The sequence below is a fragment of the Mucilaginibacter sp. OAE612 genome (assembly GCF_041806395.1).
Classification (GTDB): Bacteria; Bacteroidota; Bacteroidia; order Sphingobacteriales; family Sphingobacteriaceae; genus Mucilaginibacter; species Mucilaginibacter rubeus.
In genome coordinates this window covers 457,570-473,682 of record NZ_JBGMUW010000001.1, presented here as the reverse complement: position 1 = coordinate 473,682, position 16,113 = coordinate 457,570, and the positions used below count along the sequence as shown (strand labels likewise).

Annotated in this window: 15 protein-coding genes and 1 pseudogene; 11 read left to right on the top strand and 5 right to left on the bottom strand. The window is 40.9% G+C overall.

The genetic code is table 11. The annotated features are described in order from the left end of the window. Positions 1–42 precede the first annotated feature (42 nt). On the top strand, positions 43–1,332 hold the full coding sequence (locus ABID99_RS02065; protein WP_188833344.1) for an aminopeptidase P N-terminal domain-containing protein: 1,290 nt from the start codon (positions 43–45) through the stop codon (positions 1,330–1,332). A 69-nt stretch (positions 1,333–1,401) separates the two neighbouring features. Here the strand turns inward: ABID99_RS02065 and meaB are convergent, their stop codons facing one another. Continuing rightward, positions 1,402–2,286 carry a methylmalonyl Co-A mutase-associated GTPase MeaB gene (gene meaB / locus ABID99_RS02060; RefSeq protein WP_176628028.1) on the bottom strand — a complete coding sequence of 295 codons (885 nt, stop codon included), beginning with the start codon at positions 2,284–2,286 and terminating at the stop codon, positions 1,402–1,404. Positions 2,287–2,385: 99 nt separating this feature from the next. On the opposite strand from meaB, the gene ABID99_RS02055 reads away from it, so the two are divergent. The 3 genes from ABID99_RS02055 (at position 2,386) to ABID99_RS02045 (ending at position 5,388) form a co-directional block, all read left to right on the top strand. After that, complete coding sequence (locus ABID99_RS02055) at positions 2,386–3,099, top strand: hypothetical protein (protein ID WP_090528777.1); 714 nt, start codon at positions 2,386–2,388, stop codon at positions 3,097–3,099. Positions 3,100–3,334: 235 nt separating this feature from the next. Beyond that, positions 3,335–4,327, top strand: a complete 993-nt coding sequence (locus ABID99_RS02050; RefSeq protein ID WP_090529660.1) for a glycosyltransferase family 9 protein — start codon at positions 3,335–3,337, stop codon at positions 4,325–4,327. Beyond that, on the top strand, positions 4,318–5,388 hold the full coding sequence (locus tag ABID99_RS02045) for a glycosyltransferase family 1 protein (RefSeq protein WP_176628027.1): 1,071 nt from the start codon (positions 4,318–4,320) through the stop codon (positions 5,386–5,388). Before ABID99_RS02050 ends, ABID99_RS02045 begins: the two co-directional genes overlap by 10 nt. On the opposite strand, the gene ABID99_RS02040 is transcribed toward ABID99_RS02045, so the two are convergent. Continuing rightward, positions 5,389–6,126: a glycosyltransferase family 2 protein gene (locus ABID99_RS02040; RefSeq protein ID WP_373612694.1), complete on the bottom strand. Its 738-nt coding sequence runs from the start codon at positions 6,124–6,126 to the stop codon at positions 5,389–5,391. It abuts the gene before it with no gap. A 205-nt stretch (positions 6,127–6,331) separates the two neighbouring features. Here ABID99_RS02040 and ABID99_RS02035 point away from each other — a divergent pair, with 205 nt between their 5' ends. The 3 genes from ABID99_RS02035 to ABID99_RS02025 all read left to right on the top strand — a co-directional run bounded on the left by ABID99_RS02035 (position 6,332) and on the right by ABID99_RS02025 (position 10,417). Next, positions 6,332–7,330, top strand: a complete 999-nt coding sequence (locus ABID99_RS02035) for a glycosyltransferase family 9 protein (protein ID WP_373612693.1) — start codon at positions 6,332–6,334, stop codon at positions 7,328–7,330. Between the two features lie 69 nt (positions 7,331–7,399). Then, entirely contained in the window at positions 7,400–9,277 is a 1,878-nt protein-coding gene (locus tag ABID99_RS02030) for an ABC transporter ATP-binding protein (RefSeq protein ID WP_090528788.1), read from the top strand. A gap of 339 nt (positions 9,278–9,616) precedes the next feature. After that, positions 9,617–10,417 carry a DUF5672 family protein gene (locus ABID99_RS02025; protein WP_090528791.1) on the top strand — a complete coding sequence of 267 codons (801 nt, stop codon included), beginning with the start codon at positions 9,617–9,619 and terminating at the stop codon, positions 10,415–10,417. Here ABID99_RS02025 and ABID99_RS02020 read toward each other — a convergent pair. The 3 genes from ABID99_RS02020 to ABID99_RS02010 are packed head-to-tail and all read right to left on the bottom strand — an operon-like array spanning position 10,414 to position 12,795. Further along, positions 10,414–10,779: a CoA-binding protein gene (locus ABID99_RS02020; protein ID WP_188833348.1), complete on the bottom strand. Its 366-nt coding sequence runs from the start codon at positions 10,777–10,779 to the stop codon at positions 10,414–10,416. The two genes, ABID99_RS02025 and ABID99_RS02020, sit on opposite strands and share 4 nt — an antisense overlap. Continuing rightward, positions 10,772–11,248, bottom strand: coding sequence for a DinB family protein (locus ABID99_RS02015; RefSeq protein ID WP_373612692.1), 477 nt, complete (start codon positions 11,246–11,248; stop codon positions 10,772–10,774). The genes ABID99_RS02020 and ABID99_RS02015 overlap by 8 nt, the downstream gene beginning before the upstream one ends. Next, entirely contained in the window at positions 11,245–12,795 is a 1,551-nt protein-coding gene (locus ABID99_RS02010; protein WP_373612691.1) for an NAD(P)/FAD-dependent oxidoreductase, read from the bottom strand. Before ABID99_RS02010 ends, ABID99_RS02015 begins: the two co-directional genes overlap by 4 nt. A gap of 509 nt (positions 12,796–13,304) precedes the next feature. On the opposite strand from ABID99_RS02010, the gene ABID99_RS02005 reads away from it, so the two are divergent. The 4 genes and pseudogenes from ABID99_RS02005 (at position 13,305) to ABID99_RS01990 (ending at position 16,051) form a co-directional block, all read left to right on the top strand. Then, on the top strand, positions 13,305–13,880 hold the full coding sequence (locus ABID99_RS02005; RefSeq protein WP_229701637.1) for an RNA polymerase sigma factor: 576 nt from the start codon (positions 13,305–13,307) through the stop codon (positions 13,878–13,880). A gap of 246 nt (positions 13,881–14,126) precedes the next feature. Then, positions 14,127–14,709: pseudogene (locus tag ABID99_RS02000) on the top strand (LemA family protein). Between the two features lie 113 nt (positions 14,710–14,822). After that, on the top strand, positions 14,823–15,257 hold the full coding sequence (locus tag ABID99_RS01995) for a TPM domain-containing protein (RefSeq protein WP_176628020.1): 435 nt from the start codon (positions 14,823–14,825) through the stop codon (positions 15,255–15,257). A gap of 11 nt (positions 15,258–15,268) precedes the next feature. Next, positions 15,269–16,051: a YgcG family protein gene (locus ABID99_RS01990; RefSeq protein ID WP_373612690.1), complete on the top strand. Its 783-nt coding sequence runs from the start codon at positions 15,269–15,271 to the stop codon at positions 16,049–16,051. Positions 16,052–16,113: the final 62 nt, after the last annotated feature.

Sequence of the window (16,113 nt, the reverse complement as noted above, 5' to 3'; positions counted from 1 at the left end):
AACTAAAAAAAAATGATTTAATAAAATATTCAACCGATAAATATGAAATATCTGCCGATAAAAAATAGCTTATTTACAAATAATAGAAAAAATTTCGTTTCAAGAACAAAACCCAATTCAATCGCTATTTTTCATGCCAGTGACGAGTTCCCGCGCAGTGGTGATCAGGCATTTATGTTTAAACAAAACCCGGATTTTTTTTACCTAACGGGCATTGATCAGGAACAAAGCATCCTGGTTTTGTACCCCGATTGTCCTAATAAAGCATACAGAGAAGTACTTTTTTTAAGACAAACCAACGAACATATAGCTATTTGGGAGGGCCACAAATACACTAAAGAGGAAGCACGCGAAGCATCGGGCATTGAAAGTATTTTTTGGCTGAATGAATATGATACCATACTCCATGGCATTATTAACTACAGCGAAAATATCTACATCAATACTAACGAAAATGACAGGTACGCTCATACCGTTCCATATCGCGATTACCGCATGTATGAAGCTCTTAAATTAAAGTACCCGCTTCATAATTACACCCGTTCGGCACCGATTTTACGCGATCTTAGGGTAATAAAATCAGATATTGAAATAGAGCTCACGCAAAAAGCCTGCGACATTACGCGTGATGCTTTTGTACGTGTTTTAAAATATACCAAACCCGGTGTAACCGAGTATGAGATTGAAGCTGAGATCATTCATGAATTCATCAGACAGCGTGCTACGGGCCATGCTTACAATCCAATTATTGCTTCGGGCGGCAACGCTATTGTGCTGCACTACAATGATAATAACCAGGTATGTAACAAGGGCGATGTAATACTGCTTGATTTTGGTGCCGAATATGGCAATTATAATGCTGACATGACCCGGTCAATACCTGTTAGCGGCCGTTTCACTGAACGGCAGCGCCAGGTTTATAATGCCGTTTTGAAAGTGATGCGGGAAGCTACAAAACTCATCGTGGCAGGCACAGTATGGAATGAATACCAGGATGAAGTTGGTAAAATCATGACGGGAGAGCTTATTGGCCTGGGCTTGCTTGACAGACATGATGTTGAAAAACAAGACAAAAACGCGCCTCTGTATAAAAAATACTTCATGCACGGCACCTCGCACCACCTGGGCCTGGATGTTCATGACTATGCCAGCAGGTATAAACCTTTTGAGGCGGGGAATATATTAACTTGCGAACCAGGCATTTACATTGCCGCTGAGGGGTTGGGTATCCGCCTTGAAAACAATATCCTCATCACCGGCGCCGGCAATATAGATTTAATGGGTAGCATCCCGGTTGAAGCAGAGCACATTGAAGAAATTATGAACAGCTAAAACTCACATTAAATTTATATAAACAAAAAAGCTCAATCTGTATTTTCTTTACATTAAGCTATCAAATAACTATACATATGTATCCACAAAACTATACAGGTTAAAATTTCCGGCCCCCAAAGCTTTAGCTATATCAAGCTGAAGCTTTTTTTTATCGATTCCAGTCATCATTTTTTGCTGAATAAGTTTGTATACTTTTTCGGTCAGCAGCAATTTACGCCTGTTGTTTTGCTTTAAATTGGTGTGTTGTATAAAGGCGGCTATATCCCCGAGCCCCTGGTTTTGAGAGGCTATAGTTTTAAAAATTGGCGGCTGCTCGTCAACGCTGTGTCCAATGATCTTTTTTAAGTTATTGGCAAACACATCAGCCCCCTCCCGATCTGCTTTATTGATAATAAAAGCATCAGCAATTTCCATCAAGCCCGATTTAATATGTTGGATCTCGTCGCCTGCCTCAGGCACCAATACAACCAGCGTAATATCGGCCAGGCCGGTAATTTCAATTTCAGACTGCCCCACGCCTACTGTTTCAATCAGCACATAATCAAAACCTGCGGCCCTTAGCACATCGGCCATCTCAATAGTTTTTGCCGACAAGCCTCCTAAAGAGCCCCGTGTGGCTAATGACCGGATAAAAACATCGGGATGATTAAAATGGGATGCCATCCTGATTCTATCACCCAGTAATGATCCGAAATTAAATGGTGAAGTGGGGTCGATGGCTAACACGGCTATTTTTTTACCGCTGACCAAAAGTATATCAATGATACCGTTTACCAGGGTGCTCTTGCCGGCTCCGGGAGGGCCGGTAATGCCGATAACCGGGCAGCTTTTATCAAACTTAAGGCTTTTAAGCAATGCGCCGCTGCCATTAAGATCATTCTCAACGATAGTTAACGCGCGCGCAATTACACGAAAATCGTCACTTAGATTGATATCAGGTATTCCGTTCAATTAAATATTAATATAATATATAAAACATATTACAACATGTATATTATTTATATCTTCACAAGATTAATAACCTTAGCTCAAATAACCCAATTTATCTGTATGAAAAAAATCTTTCTAATTACAACCTGCCTATTTATTTTCTTAGGTTGTAGCAAAAATAACAACACCAATTTTACAGTTGTACCCAAACAAACAAAGTCCAAAGATCTTAATAAAAGTACCGGTACCGATAGCCTGCTTATTAACGATAGTGTCAAAAATGCTAAAAAAATCGCGATAAACAGTGATGTTTCATGTGCTTATTCAAAATCATATTCATCACCGTATCCGTCAAGCTACTATACAGTGATTTCACGTTTTCCAGTGGCTGGAGCCTCGTCTGTAATAATTCCTAAAGGATCATGGCAAGCAGGAATCTACGCATTCAATAACCAGGATGACGGAAACCTTGTTGTCTATGTAAAAAACACGGGCAAAGTATTATGGGCAAGCGGTACAAATAACAAAGTAACGAGATTAGACGCACAAAACGATCTGAATTTGGTGCTTTATCAGGTAAATGGCCCTCCCGTATTTGAATCTCAGACATATTATTATAAATGCGGCAGTAAAAACCCAAGAAACACGATGTTAGTTTTAACTAATGATGGAGACTTATCAATTATTGCAGATGGAATGGCAACATTTGGTCCTGTAACAGTAACGTTAGCGACAACCCGCACATTTGGGGGAGTAGTAAGCCCTAATAATGGTACGTTTTTCAAATTATACACAACATCTGGAGGCACCGGGGGTGTAAATTTTGTATATTAATTTTAAGAGATCCCAATCAAATTAGAAACAGAGCCAGGTTATTAATTAGTAGCAAAGGTGTGTAATCGAATAATAACGAGCACACCTTTCCTATTTTATCCATCGTATTAATTTTATCCATCGTATTAAATTATTTATATAATTAAAATACAAGAATAAAACTATTGTATAATTTAAATCTTTATTATTGCCGTTGGTTAAATATAATAGCCGATCAACATCTGCAATAAAAATCATGTTCCAATTTCAGGATACAGAAGCGCCGCACATCTTAATAAGCAGGGTTGATGCTATTGGCGATGTTGTACTAACATTACCTGTGGCATCCTACCTTAAACAATTGTTCCCAGGCGCTAAAGTCTCGTTTTTGGGCCGAACATATACACAGCCGGTAATTAACGCTATGGCTTCGATAGATGCTTTTGTTAATTACGACGAACTAAAAACGCTCCCTGATACCAGCCAAATTGAATATCTGCAAAAGCAAAACATTGACGCAGTAATACACGTGCTGCCCAATAAACATATTGCCAGGATAGCAAAACAGGCAGGTATTAAACTCCGGATAGGAACAACCAACAGGGTTTTTCATTGGTACACCTGTAACAAGCTGGTAAAATTAAGCCGTAAAAAATCAGATCTGCATGAGTCGCAGCTTAACCTGGTCCTGTTAAAGCCATTAGGCCTTGAGCATATACCTTCCTTACCTGGAATTATAGCACATGATAATTTCCAGAATAATGTTGAGCTTACGCCAGCTTTGGGGGCTGTACTTGTAAACGATAAATTTAACCTGATCATCCATCCAAAATCGCATGGCAGTGGTATGGAGTGGGGCCTGGATAATTTTGCAGAGCTCATCAATAACTTGCCGCCCGACAAATTCAACATTATCATAACAGGGTCTGAAAACGAAAAAGCATTACTTGCAAACTGGATCAAAACACTCCCGACAACAGTACGGGATATGACCGGGCAGATGTCGCTGGGGCAATTGATAGCCTTCATAAGTAAAGCTGGCGGGCTTATTGCTTCAGGTACAGGTCCGCTGCATTTGGCCGCTCTAACCGGGATCAATACCCTTGGATTATTCCCCTCATTAAGGCCTATACACCCGGGCAGATGGGCACCTGTTGGCAAAAAGGCGGGCTATATTGAAAGCGGAACAAACAATTTAGAAACAATTACGCCGTTTATGGTGGCAGAACAAGTTAAAACATGGCTATAAATAAACCTCGTGTATTGGTAACGTTGGACTCCATGAGGTACCCGAATACCGGCCTATATCATTTTGGAAAGAGCCTTGGGAAAGCCCTGGCAAAAGAAAACACAGGTTTTAATTTGACATATTTTCTGCACAAATCGGTAACCGAATTTGATGCGGATGCGGCAATACACAGAACTTATTTACAAAAGCATCACAAGTTTTTTTTCTACAATAACAAAGGCATTGACCTATTCCATTTTACCGACCAGTTTTCAAGGCTAAAGCCTAAAAAAGTGCGGAGCAAATACAAAAAGATACTTACTATACATGACATTAACCAGGTGCATGAAAACGTAGGCAAAGAAAAACTGAACCTGTACCTTAAAAAGCTGGGGGAGCGAATTAATTCAAGTAATAAAATAGTAACAATATCAAACTTTGCTGCTAACGATGTTTTAACCTACTTCCCGCATATTGCAAACAGGTTAACAGTTATTCATAATGGTGCTGATAAATTGATATTAAAACAAGGGCACCAACCGGCTTACTTCCCTCAAAAACCTTTTTTATTTACCATTGGGATTGTGGCAGCCAAAAAAAACTTTCACGTACTACCTGCCTTACTTGCAAATAATGATTTTGAACTCGTCATTTCGGGCATCAAAACGCCCTATGAAGAAAAGATCATTGAAGAGGCAAAAAAACATGGCGTAGAAAACAGGGTTAAAATAACCGGGCCGATATCAGATGATGACAGGGCCTGGTATTATAAAAATTGTGAAGCATTTGTTTTTCCTTCCATTGCTGAAGGGTTCGGTTTACCAGTAATTGAAGCTATGCATTTTGGCAAACCTGTTTTTGTATCTACCCGCACCTCCCTACCCGAAATTGCGGGAGATTGTGCTTATTATTTTGACGATTTTGAACCTGCTGAAATGCAAAATGTATTTAATGCAGGTTTGGAAGATTTTCATAAAAATTCACCGTCAGATAAGATAATTGCCCACGCCGAAACTTTTAACTGGGATGAAACAGCTAAGCGGTATTTAGAGCTATATCAGGAAGTACTTAAAGGCAGGTAATTATGATTTGCCTCGCATTTTTCTGACCATAAACCTAAACCAGAATTTAAAACCAAAATTCTTTAATATCAGTTTAGGTTTATCCTTTTCAAATACCATATCTCGCGACTGGCCTGAAACACCATCATGACTAAAATTTGCTATTACATGGTTCAAATGCACAAACTTCAAACTTTTATCGCCAAAGCATTGCATATTCAGCGCAAAATCGGCCGAGGAACGATACTTAAAGTTATAGCTATATTTTTCAAAAACGATTTTAGGATAAATGATAGACTGTTGAATAATGCCGTGCTTGGCAAGATAGTAATCAGATACCTCGCCCAAGGGCTTTAATCCTCTCGTCAATACGCTTCCGTAATAAATGGTATTAGGCTCATTTAGTTCCATAGCCATATTTGAAAAATCAGGCAATAAATCATCATCAGCCCCTAAAAAATAAATCCAATCGCCTTTAGCTTGTTTTAAAGCCTTAGTCATAGCATCGTATATGCCGTTATCAGGTTCGCTTCTCCAGTAAGTGATCTTATCGTTATTGGCAATCAATATATCTTTTGTGCCATCGCTGCTGTTCCCATCAACAACAATGAGTTCAATATCAGGGTAACTTTGCATGTAAACGCTATCCAGGCTTTTTTGCAATGTGGCGGCAGCATTATAAGTAACAATTATAACTGTGAGCCTCCGTGCATACGCATCTACCTTTTTTGACGTTATATTTTGTGTATTTTCGCTCATTATTTAATTGTACAAAGTAAATACTATAAAGGCAAATACATTACCTTTTATCTGTTGTTTTTAAATGCAAAAAAACAGGAATCTATTCCGGCTAACACGCTTCATCTTACTAAAAATACCATACGTATTCCGATTTTTTGCTTTATTCAAACCCTCCAAAAAAAGAATACTAATCATTAAGGCCGATGCCATAGGTGATTACGTTTTGTTCAGAAATTTTATTGAGATCTTAAAGCAATCAACAAAGTACCGTAATTACGAAATAGATTTATTAGGTAACGAAATATGGCGCGATATTGCTACAACGCATGACGGACAATACATAACAAAATTTTTCTTTACAAAAGCAAATAATCTTTATTATTCGCCCGGGGCAGTTTTTAAATTAGGATTGCAGTTATTTGGCAGAAGTTATGAGAAAGTTTTAAACCCTACCAGTACACGTACCTTTATTACGGATGGGCTCGCCGCGCTTTCGGGTTCATCAAACCTGATTGGTTTTGAAAGCGATACTGAAGGCATTGAACCTAAATACAAAGTTAAAACAGATAAATTTTATAAAACATTATTACCAATTCCCCCTTTAATACATTTTGAATTTGCCAGGAACCGATATTTTTTTGAACAGGCACTTGATCAACTTATCTCCATTCGAAAACAATTTATTGGTGCTAACCGAACAACAAAAAGTGGCATCATTGTCTTTCCGGGAGCAGGACTTAAAAGCCGGGGATGGGAAGCTGAAAAATTTGCGCTTTTAATTAAAAAGCTTAGGCAAAACACAAATGAAATCATTTACCTGGCGGGCGGTAAAGCTGAAATACCGCTCTGCAATTATATAATGGAACAATCGCAATCAGCATCAGTCGTCAACATCAGCGGTAAAACCAATTTAAACGAACTTATCGAGTTGGTTGCAAATTCAGCTATGATAATCTGTAATGATAGCAGCGCCGTTCACATAGCCGCGGCCGTTGACACTCCTTTTGTATGTATTGTTGGTGGTGGTCATTTCGATCGTTTTGTTCCTTATCCTGAAGACATCGTCAAAAACGGATCATTTATCTACGAAAAAATGGATTGCTATTATTGCAACTGGAACTGCGTATTTAAAGTACAAAGTGACGAATCTTTTCCATGCATTGCAGGTATAGATATCGAGCAAGTTTGGCAGGCAACCCAAAAGTATTTGCCCGTAGGATGATATGCTTTTAGACCACGTTACACGTTATTAGCTAATTACTATTAGCTTTGCATTTTATAATAAAATTTAATGAAGATTTATTTCAGGCTTCTTTCCTTCGCCCGTCCCATAGGTAAATTCGCGGTCCCTTATTTTATATGTACTTTATTTTCGGTAATATTTAATACTCTTAACCTTGCTTTACTGGCACCATTGCTAAAAACAATTTTTGACCCCAAAACCGGCGAAGCGGTTACCAAACCGACAAACTGGTGGAACCCCCTAAAAGATTTCGACTATTTTGCCCACGAAGCCAATTTAACTTACGGGCCGCTTGGAGCTTTGAAATTTGTTTGCGCAGCTATAGTTGTGTCTGTATTACTAAGCAACCTGTTTCGTTATTTTTCACAGCGGATTATGGAAAACCTGCGTATATACACTCTGCTTAACCTGCGCCGTACTGTTTTTAATAATGTTATGAACCTGCACCTGGGTTATTTTAGTAATGAACGCAAGGGTGATATCCTTTCAAAGATCTCAGCAGATGTGCAGGTTGTTCAGTTTTCGGTAACGGGTACTTTGCAGGTTGCGTTTAAAGAGCCTTTCCAGCTTTTAACTTATCTTGTATTTTTATTTGTAATATCAGTTAAACTGACGTTGTTTTCCATGTTGATAATCCCTGTTTCGGCATTTATCATATCAAGGATAGTTAAGCGTTTGAAAGAACAAGCTGCAGAATCACAGCAAACTTACGGCAACATGATCAGTAATCTTGATGAAGCCTTATCAGGCATCAAGATTATCAAAGCATTTAATGCAGTTTCGTTTATAAAAAACCGGTTTGATCACGAAAACAAAGAATATTCAAGAATTACCCGCTCTATGGCAAAGAGGCAGCAAATGGCCTCGCCGGTATCTGAATTTCTGGGTGTATTAATGGTTGCAGGAATAGTATTATATGGCGGCTCGTTAATTATCAGTCACCAGGGTACACTATCTGCCGATAATTTCATAGTTTATATTGCTATGTTTTCGCAGATCATGCGCCCGGCCAAGGCTATATCCGATTCATTTAGCAATATCCATTCGGGCATAGCAGCGGGTGAACGCGTATTGGCACTCATAGATGAGAAGCCATTAATTGTTAATGCACCCAATGCCACGGAGCTAACTGGTTTTGAGGATAGGATCAGTTTCGAAAACGTATCATTTGCATATACTATTAAACCTGATGCTGCCCAGGTTTCGGGTACCGAAAAACAGCTAATTGAAACTGAGAAATACGTACTTAAAAACATCAACCTCGAAATTCCGAAAGGAAAAACAGTAGCGCTGGTTGGGCCCTCAGGTGGTGGAAAATCTACTTTAATGGATCTACTGCCACGGTTCAGTGAGCCCCAGTCAGGTACGATCTCTATCGACGGTAAAAACATCCAAACTGTTACTATGGAATCATTAAGGGCTTTAATGGGCATTGTGAACCAGGAGTCGATTTTATTTAATGATACGATATTTAATAATATCGCATTCGGCAAGCCAAATGTGACCCAGGAAGAAGTTGAAGCGGCTGCCCGCATAGCTAATGCACATAACTTTATTATGGAAACAGGCAAAGGTTATCAAACCAACACCGGCGACCGCGGCACCAAACTATCAGGAGGCCAGCGTCAGCGTATCTGTATTGCCCGGGCGGTGCTGAACAACCCGCCGATTATGTTACTTGATGAAGCAACATCAGCCCTAGATACCGAATCAGAAAAGCTGGTTCAAGAAGCTTTAAACAATCTAATGAAGAACAGAACTTCACTTATCATAGCCCATCGCTTAAGCACCATTCAAAATGCAGATATTATAATTGTGCTTGAAAACGGCAGTATTGTTGAACGGGGATCACATGTAGAATTACTTCAAAACAATGGCGTATATAAAAAGCTGATAGATATGCAGGCTTTTAATGCCCAGGCGTAGGCTCTTATTTGCTTTGAAAGGTTTTTGATTTGCAAACCCAGGGCATGCTTACTTATAACTAAAGTGCACCTCCTGCCCTTATTATATACTAAAAAAATCTAAAGATATTTCGTACATATATAGATTGCAGCCTGTTTATGTAGCTTAAGTGTTACACATTTTTTGATAACAATCTGTAGCGTTCGACGTTATTATTGCGCTAATATCACTGCAGTATTATTATAACGAACAACTGTTTTATCACAACAGTATTCGTGCGTGGAGTTTTTTCTAAACACAGCAACTGCCACAAACAGCTAAAGTTTAAAACAAAACATCAACTTTTTTCTTTTTTTACCCGTGAAAGCAGCAGTAGTGATCCCTTTTTATAAGCCTGTTATGAGCAATCTCGAACACACGGCTCTTGTACAGGCAACTAAAGTATTATCGGCCCATGATATAATAGTTATTAAACCACATAACCTTATATTGCCCGATGAAGCCCAATTAGATGCCATAGCTAATGTAATTAATTTCGACGACAGGTATTTTAAAAATATTAAAGGCTATAATGCACTTATGCTTTCGGAAGAATTTTACCGAAGCTTTTTAACTTACGATTTCATGCTGATACATCAACTGGATGCATTTGTATTTAGCGATGAATTAATGGAATGGTGCACACAGGGCTATGATTATATAGGTGCGCCATGGATCCATAAGTACGGTTACCCGGATGTTGTTAAAGCTGTAAAGTCCAAACTTCAGCGATGGCTGCATTTAAAGTTCGACGTTCAAAAAGATGGCCGGCCATCACCTATGCAATTTGAAAACGGGGTTGGTAACGGTGGTTTCTCCTTACGCAGGGTAAATAAATTTCATGAACTCTGCATCAATATGAAAAACCAGGCAAAACGATATTTAAGCCTTAGCCATGATCATTACTTCAACGAAGATGTTTTTTGGAGCATCGAGGTTAACAGGAAAAGAAAAGTACTTAATATCCCTTCTTATAAAAAAGCCACGGGTTTCTCAATCGAATTATTTCCCGAACGAGCTATAAAAATAAACAATAATAAACTACCGTTTGGCTGCCATGCCTGGGATAAAAACCTTGACTATTGGCGGCCGGTAATTCAAAATTACGGTTACCAAATTTAATACTCCCCTATCGATAGCATTACCAGCGTACAGGCGTACTCGGTTTCGATACCTTGTTCATTGGCTTTGCGCCTCAGTTCGGTATTTTCGGTTCCTGGATTAAAGATGATCCGTTTGGGCTTTGTGTTCAATATATAATCATACAACGGAGGTTGATTTTGTGGGCCAACATACAGCGTTATGGTATCAATATCATGATGTATGGTTTCAGGTTTTTCAATAGGTACACCAGCTACTTCGCCCGTTTTTATGCCAACATTAACAATGGTATGCCCGCGTTCAACCAGGCGGGTAGCCGCAAAGTTGGCGTACCTGCTGGTATCTGGCGTTGCCCCTAATATTAATGTTTTTTTATTAGCCATTGATCATCCTGTTTAGTAAAGCAATTTGCGCCGAATGATAAATATGATGCTGTATCAAACCGGCCACCTGGTATTCGTAAGTTTCTCCGGCTTCTCCGCCCTTTTTGGTAACAGGCTCGTTCCATTTTTCTTCCGGGAAGTTTTGGATAAAGCCTGCCAGGTTTACATTCACCAGCTTTATATCTTCAACAATCCATTTCCACTTTTGTTCGTCGGGCAGGCCGGGTTCGGGCCAGTCACCACGAACCGGCAACTGTGCGTCCATGCCATTCATGCGGTCCATTACTTCTTCAGTCCATCCGGTCATGTGCAAAATAATAGCGGCAATATTATGTATTGAGCCAGCGGGCTTTTCATAGGCAGCTTCAAAACTGATATTATCAACAATGGAATAAACTGAGGGGCCATACCATGGTTCCCCCGACAAAACACTTTGAAGCTGGTTAAATAATTTTTGAGATGTGGTCATGATAATATTTTTAAAGCAGCAGATGCACAGTTAATCCCATCAATAGCAGCAGAAATTATACCACCCGCATAGCCCGCCCCCTCTCCGCAGGGAAATAAACCCGTAACCTGTGGATGCTGTAAGGTCTCCCTGTCGCGAGGGATTTTAACAGGCGATGACGTACGCGATTCAACACCAACCAAAATGGCGTCGTTGGTATAATAGCCTTTCATTTTTTTACCGAATGCCGGTAGCGCTTTGCGCAAGCGTTCATTGATCCACCCGGGTAACACTTCTTTCAGTTCAACGCTTTTAGTACCGGGCAAGTATGAATTAACGGGTAAATCGTTTGATAAACGATTCTGCACAAAGTCAACCATCCGTTGTCCGGGCGCTACGAGGTTACCACCGCCTGCTACAAAAGCAGCCTGTTCAACCTGCTTCTGAAAGTTGAGCATCTTAAAAGGGTCGTGATCATCGCCGGCAACATCATCTAAATTAATTTGCACCACAGTGCCCGAATTTGCGAAAGGGTTATTCCGTTTTGAGGGACTCCAGCCATTAACTACGATCTCGCCGGCTTCGGTTGAACACGGTGCGATGATACCACCGGGACACATACAAAAAGAAAACACACCGCGGTCGTCAACCTGCTCGACAAGACTATAATATGATGGTGGCAGGTCAGGTCCTCGCAACTCGCAATGATATTGTGCACGATCAATTATTTCCTGCGGATGCTCTATCCTCACACCCAAAGCAAAAGGTTTAGCTTCGATCAGGATATTTTGGCTATGCAGCATTTCAAACACATCCCTTGCCGAGTGGCCTGTAGCCAGGATCACAGCATCAGCCACGATCTTTTCGCCTGTAGCTATTTTTACGCCTTTAATTTTTCCAAAATCCACCAGCAATTGGGTTACCTTGGTATCAAACATGATCTCTCCGCCAGCGTTCAGTACGGTTTCGCGCATAGCTGTAATGATCTGTGGCAGTTTATTGGTGCCGATGTGCGGTCGCGCATCAATCAAGATATCTTCGTCGGCACCATGGGCCACAAACATTTTAAGCACCTGGTTCACGTCTCCCCGCTTGGTTGAGCGGGTATACAGCTTACCATCCGAATAAGTACCTGCCCCGCCTTCCCCAAAGCAATAATTTGACTCGGGGTTAACGAGGCCTTGTTTGTTGATATTAGCCAAATCTCGGCGGCGTTGTTTTACATCCTTGCCCCGTTCAATAACAACTGGTTTTAATCCAAGTTCGATGCATTGCAGCGCGGCAAATAATCCGGCCGGGCCTGCACCAACGATGATTACTGGTCGGCCAAATTGCACGTTGGGGTAATTGATGGTAAATACTTCAGGGAGATAAGCTTCCTGCATAAAAACCCTCACCTGCATGCGGTAGACTACACGGCGGCCACGCGCATCAATGGAACGCTTTAAAATTTTTAATGCCGTAATATTTTTCAGGGGAATTTTAAGGGCTGCTGATGCCAGTTGCTTTAAAACCGCCTCATCTTCCTGTTGTCCGGGAGGACAAACTATCTCTGTTTCTTTTGTCATGACTAATGCCGGGTTTTTATCCCGGATGATGCAAAGTTAAGAAACCCCCTCTAAATCTCCCCCAAAGGGGGAGACTTTGATCAGCAATTTTTACCTGAGCTCATTTTCACCCGGAAGCTGTATCATAATCAAGATTAGCCTCTTTTTCTTATTAAGCTTTAGGCGGTATATAGTTTTGGGTTGGATTGACGCTGCTAACAAATGGGGGTTAACAGGGTTAACAGAATTCAGGGCTAACATTTGCATATATATCTAACAATCAAACAATTGGGCGTTTTTTGTCCAAAAAAAGTGTTAACCCCCATTTTGTATAAATATTATCGGCTAAATTTTAATTATTACCCCCATTCTGTTAGTGCTCAATACGCTCAAAACCGTTCGGCTTTGCACATTGACCGTACGCTATCGAACAGTTTTAAAAGTCAATAAAAAATAAAATACTGAAAATCAATAAATTACAAAATGGCACTTAGATTGGCATGCACCTCATGTATTTAAATAATAAAACAATGACTACCGCCGACGAACGCTTACAAACTATATGGAATGGCTGCATGACTAACGACAGGAAGAGCCAGGAACAATTATACAGGTTATTAGCACCACGTATGCTTGCTGTTTGCATGCGTTATGCAACCGATAAAGACGAGGCACAGGATATATTACAGGAAGGTTTTATAAAAATGTTCCGCAACATGAAAAACTACCGCGGTGAAGGAAGTTTGGAAGGATGGATCCGCCGCATCATGGTACATTGTGCCATATCACGTTATCGCAAGTTAAAGCCAATAGTTTTGGTTGATGATTTTGCAGCAGAGGAAGCCGCCGCTATACCTATCAGCAGCTCATTTAATGATAATGGACTTGAAGCTAAAGACCTGATGAAATTGGTACAAAAATTACCAAAAACATACCGCTCTGTTTTTAACATGTACGCTATTGAAGGATACTCGCACCAGGAAATAGGTTCGTCGCTGGGCATGAGCGAACTTTTATCACGCACTACACTTCACCGCGCCCGTACGCTTTTAAAAGATATGGTAGCGAAACTAACCATGCGCGAAGAACATTGCCTGGCAGGATAAGCGGGTTCCGCCATTAACCTTATACAAATCATTTACAAAGACGCAGCCCCTGATGGGGCTTTCGGCTTTTATAAAGAATAGATATTTGTGCAAAATTTTTCATATCGCACATCTTACACCTCCCATCTTTCTATAATTTACCAAAAAGCCGTAACTTGACACCTTGTCAGCAACTCACTCCCTTTGTAACAACGGTACGTGATTTGCACTCTAACCCAAAACGTCACAAAAACACACGAAAAACAAATGAAAAAGTTATTCTCGGTTATATTAATCATAGCTGCAGCTATGTCCCTTAAGTTCATGCAGCTATAACAGTATGGTTAAATTAGATGAAACTGTTAAAGCTAAATGGGGTGCCGTGCAAAGCGATTATCAGCGCCGCAGCGACTTGATCCCCAATTTAGTTAATACCGTAAAAGGCGCAGCAAATTTTGAAAAAAGTACCCTTACAGCTGTGGTTGAAGCCCGTTCAAAGGCAACATCGGTGCAAGTTGACCCCAACAAGCTTACCCCCGAATCAATAAAAGCTTTCCAGGCATCACAAGGTGAGTTAAGCGCGGCCCTGGGCAAATTGCTTTCCATTACTGAAAACTACCCCGACCTGAAATCGAACTCTAACTTCCATGACCTTCAGATTCAACTGGAAGGCACCGAAAACAGGATCAATGTATCGCGCAAAGATTTTAATGATGCCGTTCAGGAATACAACAGCAAGATCCGTTCGTTTCCGGCCAATATAACTGCCAAAATGTTCGGTTTCTCCGAAAAGGGTTATTTTACTGCCGAACCAGGCGCCGACAAAGCCCCTAAAGTAGAGTTTAATTAATTTGATGGGATTACACTGATTGTTCTGTGATTTCACCAATTTTTTGAAGGTTGGCGAAATCTCTGGTTATCGGTGAAATCATAACGAATCGGTGAAATCATAAATCAAAATATATGGCTGTATTTAACGAAGAGGAACAGCAGCGCATCCGCAAAGCTATTGAAGATGCTGAGCACCGCTCATCGGGCGAAATCAGGGTGTGCATCGAAAAGCGGTGCAGTGAAAATGTTCTTGACCGTGCTGCAAAATATTTCCAACAGCTCAATATGCATAAAACCAAGCTCAGGCATGGGGTGCTTGTATATGTGGCTACTGTCGACCGTAAATTTGCCATCATAGGCGATGCGGGCATTAACCAGGTAGTCCCACCCAATTTTTGGGACACAACCCGCGATGATATGCTACAGCATTTTAAATATGGCGATATAGTTGAGGGGATTGTAACAGGCCTGAAAATTGCCGGCGAGCAACTGCAAAAGTACTTCCCCCACCTGGACGGCGATCAAAACGAACTTCCCGATGACATTGCCTTTATGGATGGCGATTAAAAACTAAAAACATGTTCAAAAAATTTATACTGTTCTTCGGGTTTATACTTTGCGTGATTGCCGCAATTGCTCAGGATTTTCCGGAACGCTCCAATACTCTCGTTACAGATTATACCAACACCTTAAACCCCGCTGATAAACAGCGACTGGAAACTAAATTGGTAGCCTTCAATGATTCCACTTCAACACAAATTGCAGTGGTGATCCTGAAATCTATAGGTAATTATGACATTAACGACTACGGCGTTCAACTGTTGCGGGAATGGGGCATAGGGCAAAAAGACAAAAATAATGGCGTATTGGTATTGGTTGCTATTGGCGACCGTAAAATGAGTATCCAAACCGGCTACGGCGCCGAGGGCGCCTTGCCTGATATTGTTACGCAGGATATTATCCAAAACGACCTTAAACCCCATTTTAAACAAGGCGACTACTATGGCGGACTTGATGCAGGCACAAACAGCATCATCAAAGCTATGAAGGGCGAGTATAAGGCGTCAAAAAAACAAAAGCAAAGCAACGGCGGTCCTGCGGGTTTTATAGTTATTGTCATAATCGTAGTTATCCTGATCCTGGTATTCCGCAATCGCGGAGGCGGAGGCGGCAGGCAGATCATCGGTCGCCGGGGGGGTGCAAGCCCGTTCTGGTGGTTCCTTGCTGGCAATATGCTTGGCGGCGGAGGCCGGAGCAGCGGTGGCGACTGGGGAGGTTTTTCCGGCGGTGGCGGAGGCGGTGGCTTCGGTGGTTTTGGCGGCGGAAGCGGCGGAGGAGGCGGCTCAAGCGGCAGCTGGTAACTGAACCATGATTGGCTTGATTTAAAGATAAAAGGATATGACTATCGCAACTCCACTTCAAC

Coding starts and splice junctions, on each gene's coding strand:
- ABID99_RS02010 (WP_373612691.1), bottom strand. CDS start 12,795: ATGACAAAAGAAACAGAGATAGTTTGTCCTCCCGGACAACAGGAAGAT.
- ABID99_RS02020 (WP_188833348.1), bottom strand. CDS start 10,779: ATGGCTAATAAAAAAACATTAATATTAGGGGCAACGCCAGATACCAGC.
- ABID99_RS02005 (WP_229701637.1), top strand. CDS start 13,305: ATGACTACCGCCGACGAACGCTTACAAACTATATGGAATGGCTGCATG.
- ABID99_RS02015 (WP_373612692.1), bottom strand. CDS start 11,248: ATGACCACATCTCAAAAATTATTTAACCAGCTTCAAAGTGTTTTGTCG.
- ABID99_RS02040 (WP_373612694.1), bottom strand. CDS start 6,126: ATGAGCGAAAATACACAAAATATAACGTCAAAAAAGGTAGATGCGTAT.
- ABID99_RS01990 (WP_373612690.1), top strand. CDS start 15,269: ATGTTCAAAAAATTTATACTGTTCTTCGGGTTTATACTTTGCGTGATT.
- ABID99_RS02055 (WP_090528777.1), top strand. CDS start 2,386: ATGAAAAAAATCTTTCTAATTACAACCTGCCTATTTATTTTCTTAGGT.
- ABID99_RS02030 (WP_090528788.1), top strand. CDS start 7,400: ATGAAGATTTATTTCAGGCTTCTTTCCTTCGCCCGTCCCATAGGTAAA.
- ABID99_RS02050 (WP_090529660.1), top strand. CDS start 3,335: ATGTTCCAATTTCAGGATACAGAAGCGCCGCACATCTTAATAAGCAGG.
- ABID99_RS02065 (WP_188833344.1), top strand. CDS start 43: ATGAAATATCTGCCGATAAAAAATAGCTTATTTACAAATAATAGAAAA.
- ABID99_RS01995 (WP_176628020.1), top strand. CDS start 14,823: ATGGCTGTATTTAACGAAGAGGAACAGCAGCGCATCCGCAAAGCTATT.
- ABID99_RS02045 (WP_176628027.1), top strand. CDS start 4,318: ATGGCTATAAATAAACCTCGTGTATTGGTAACGTTGGACTCCATGAGG.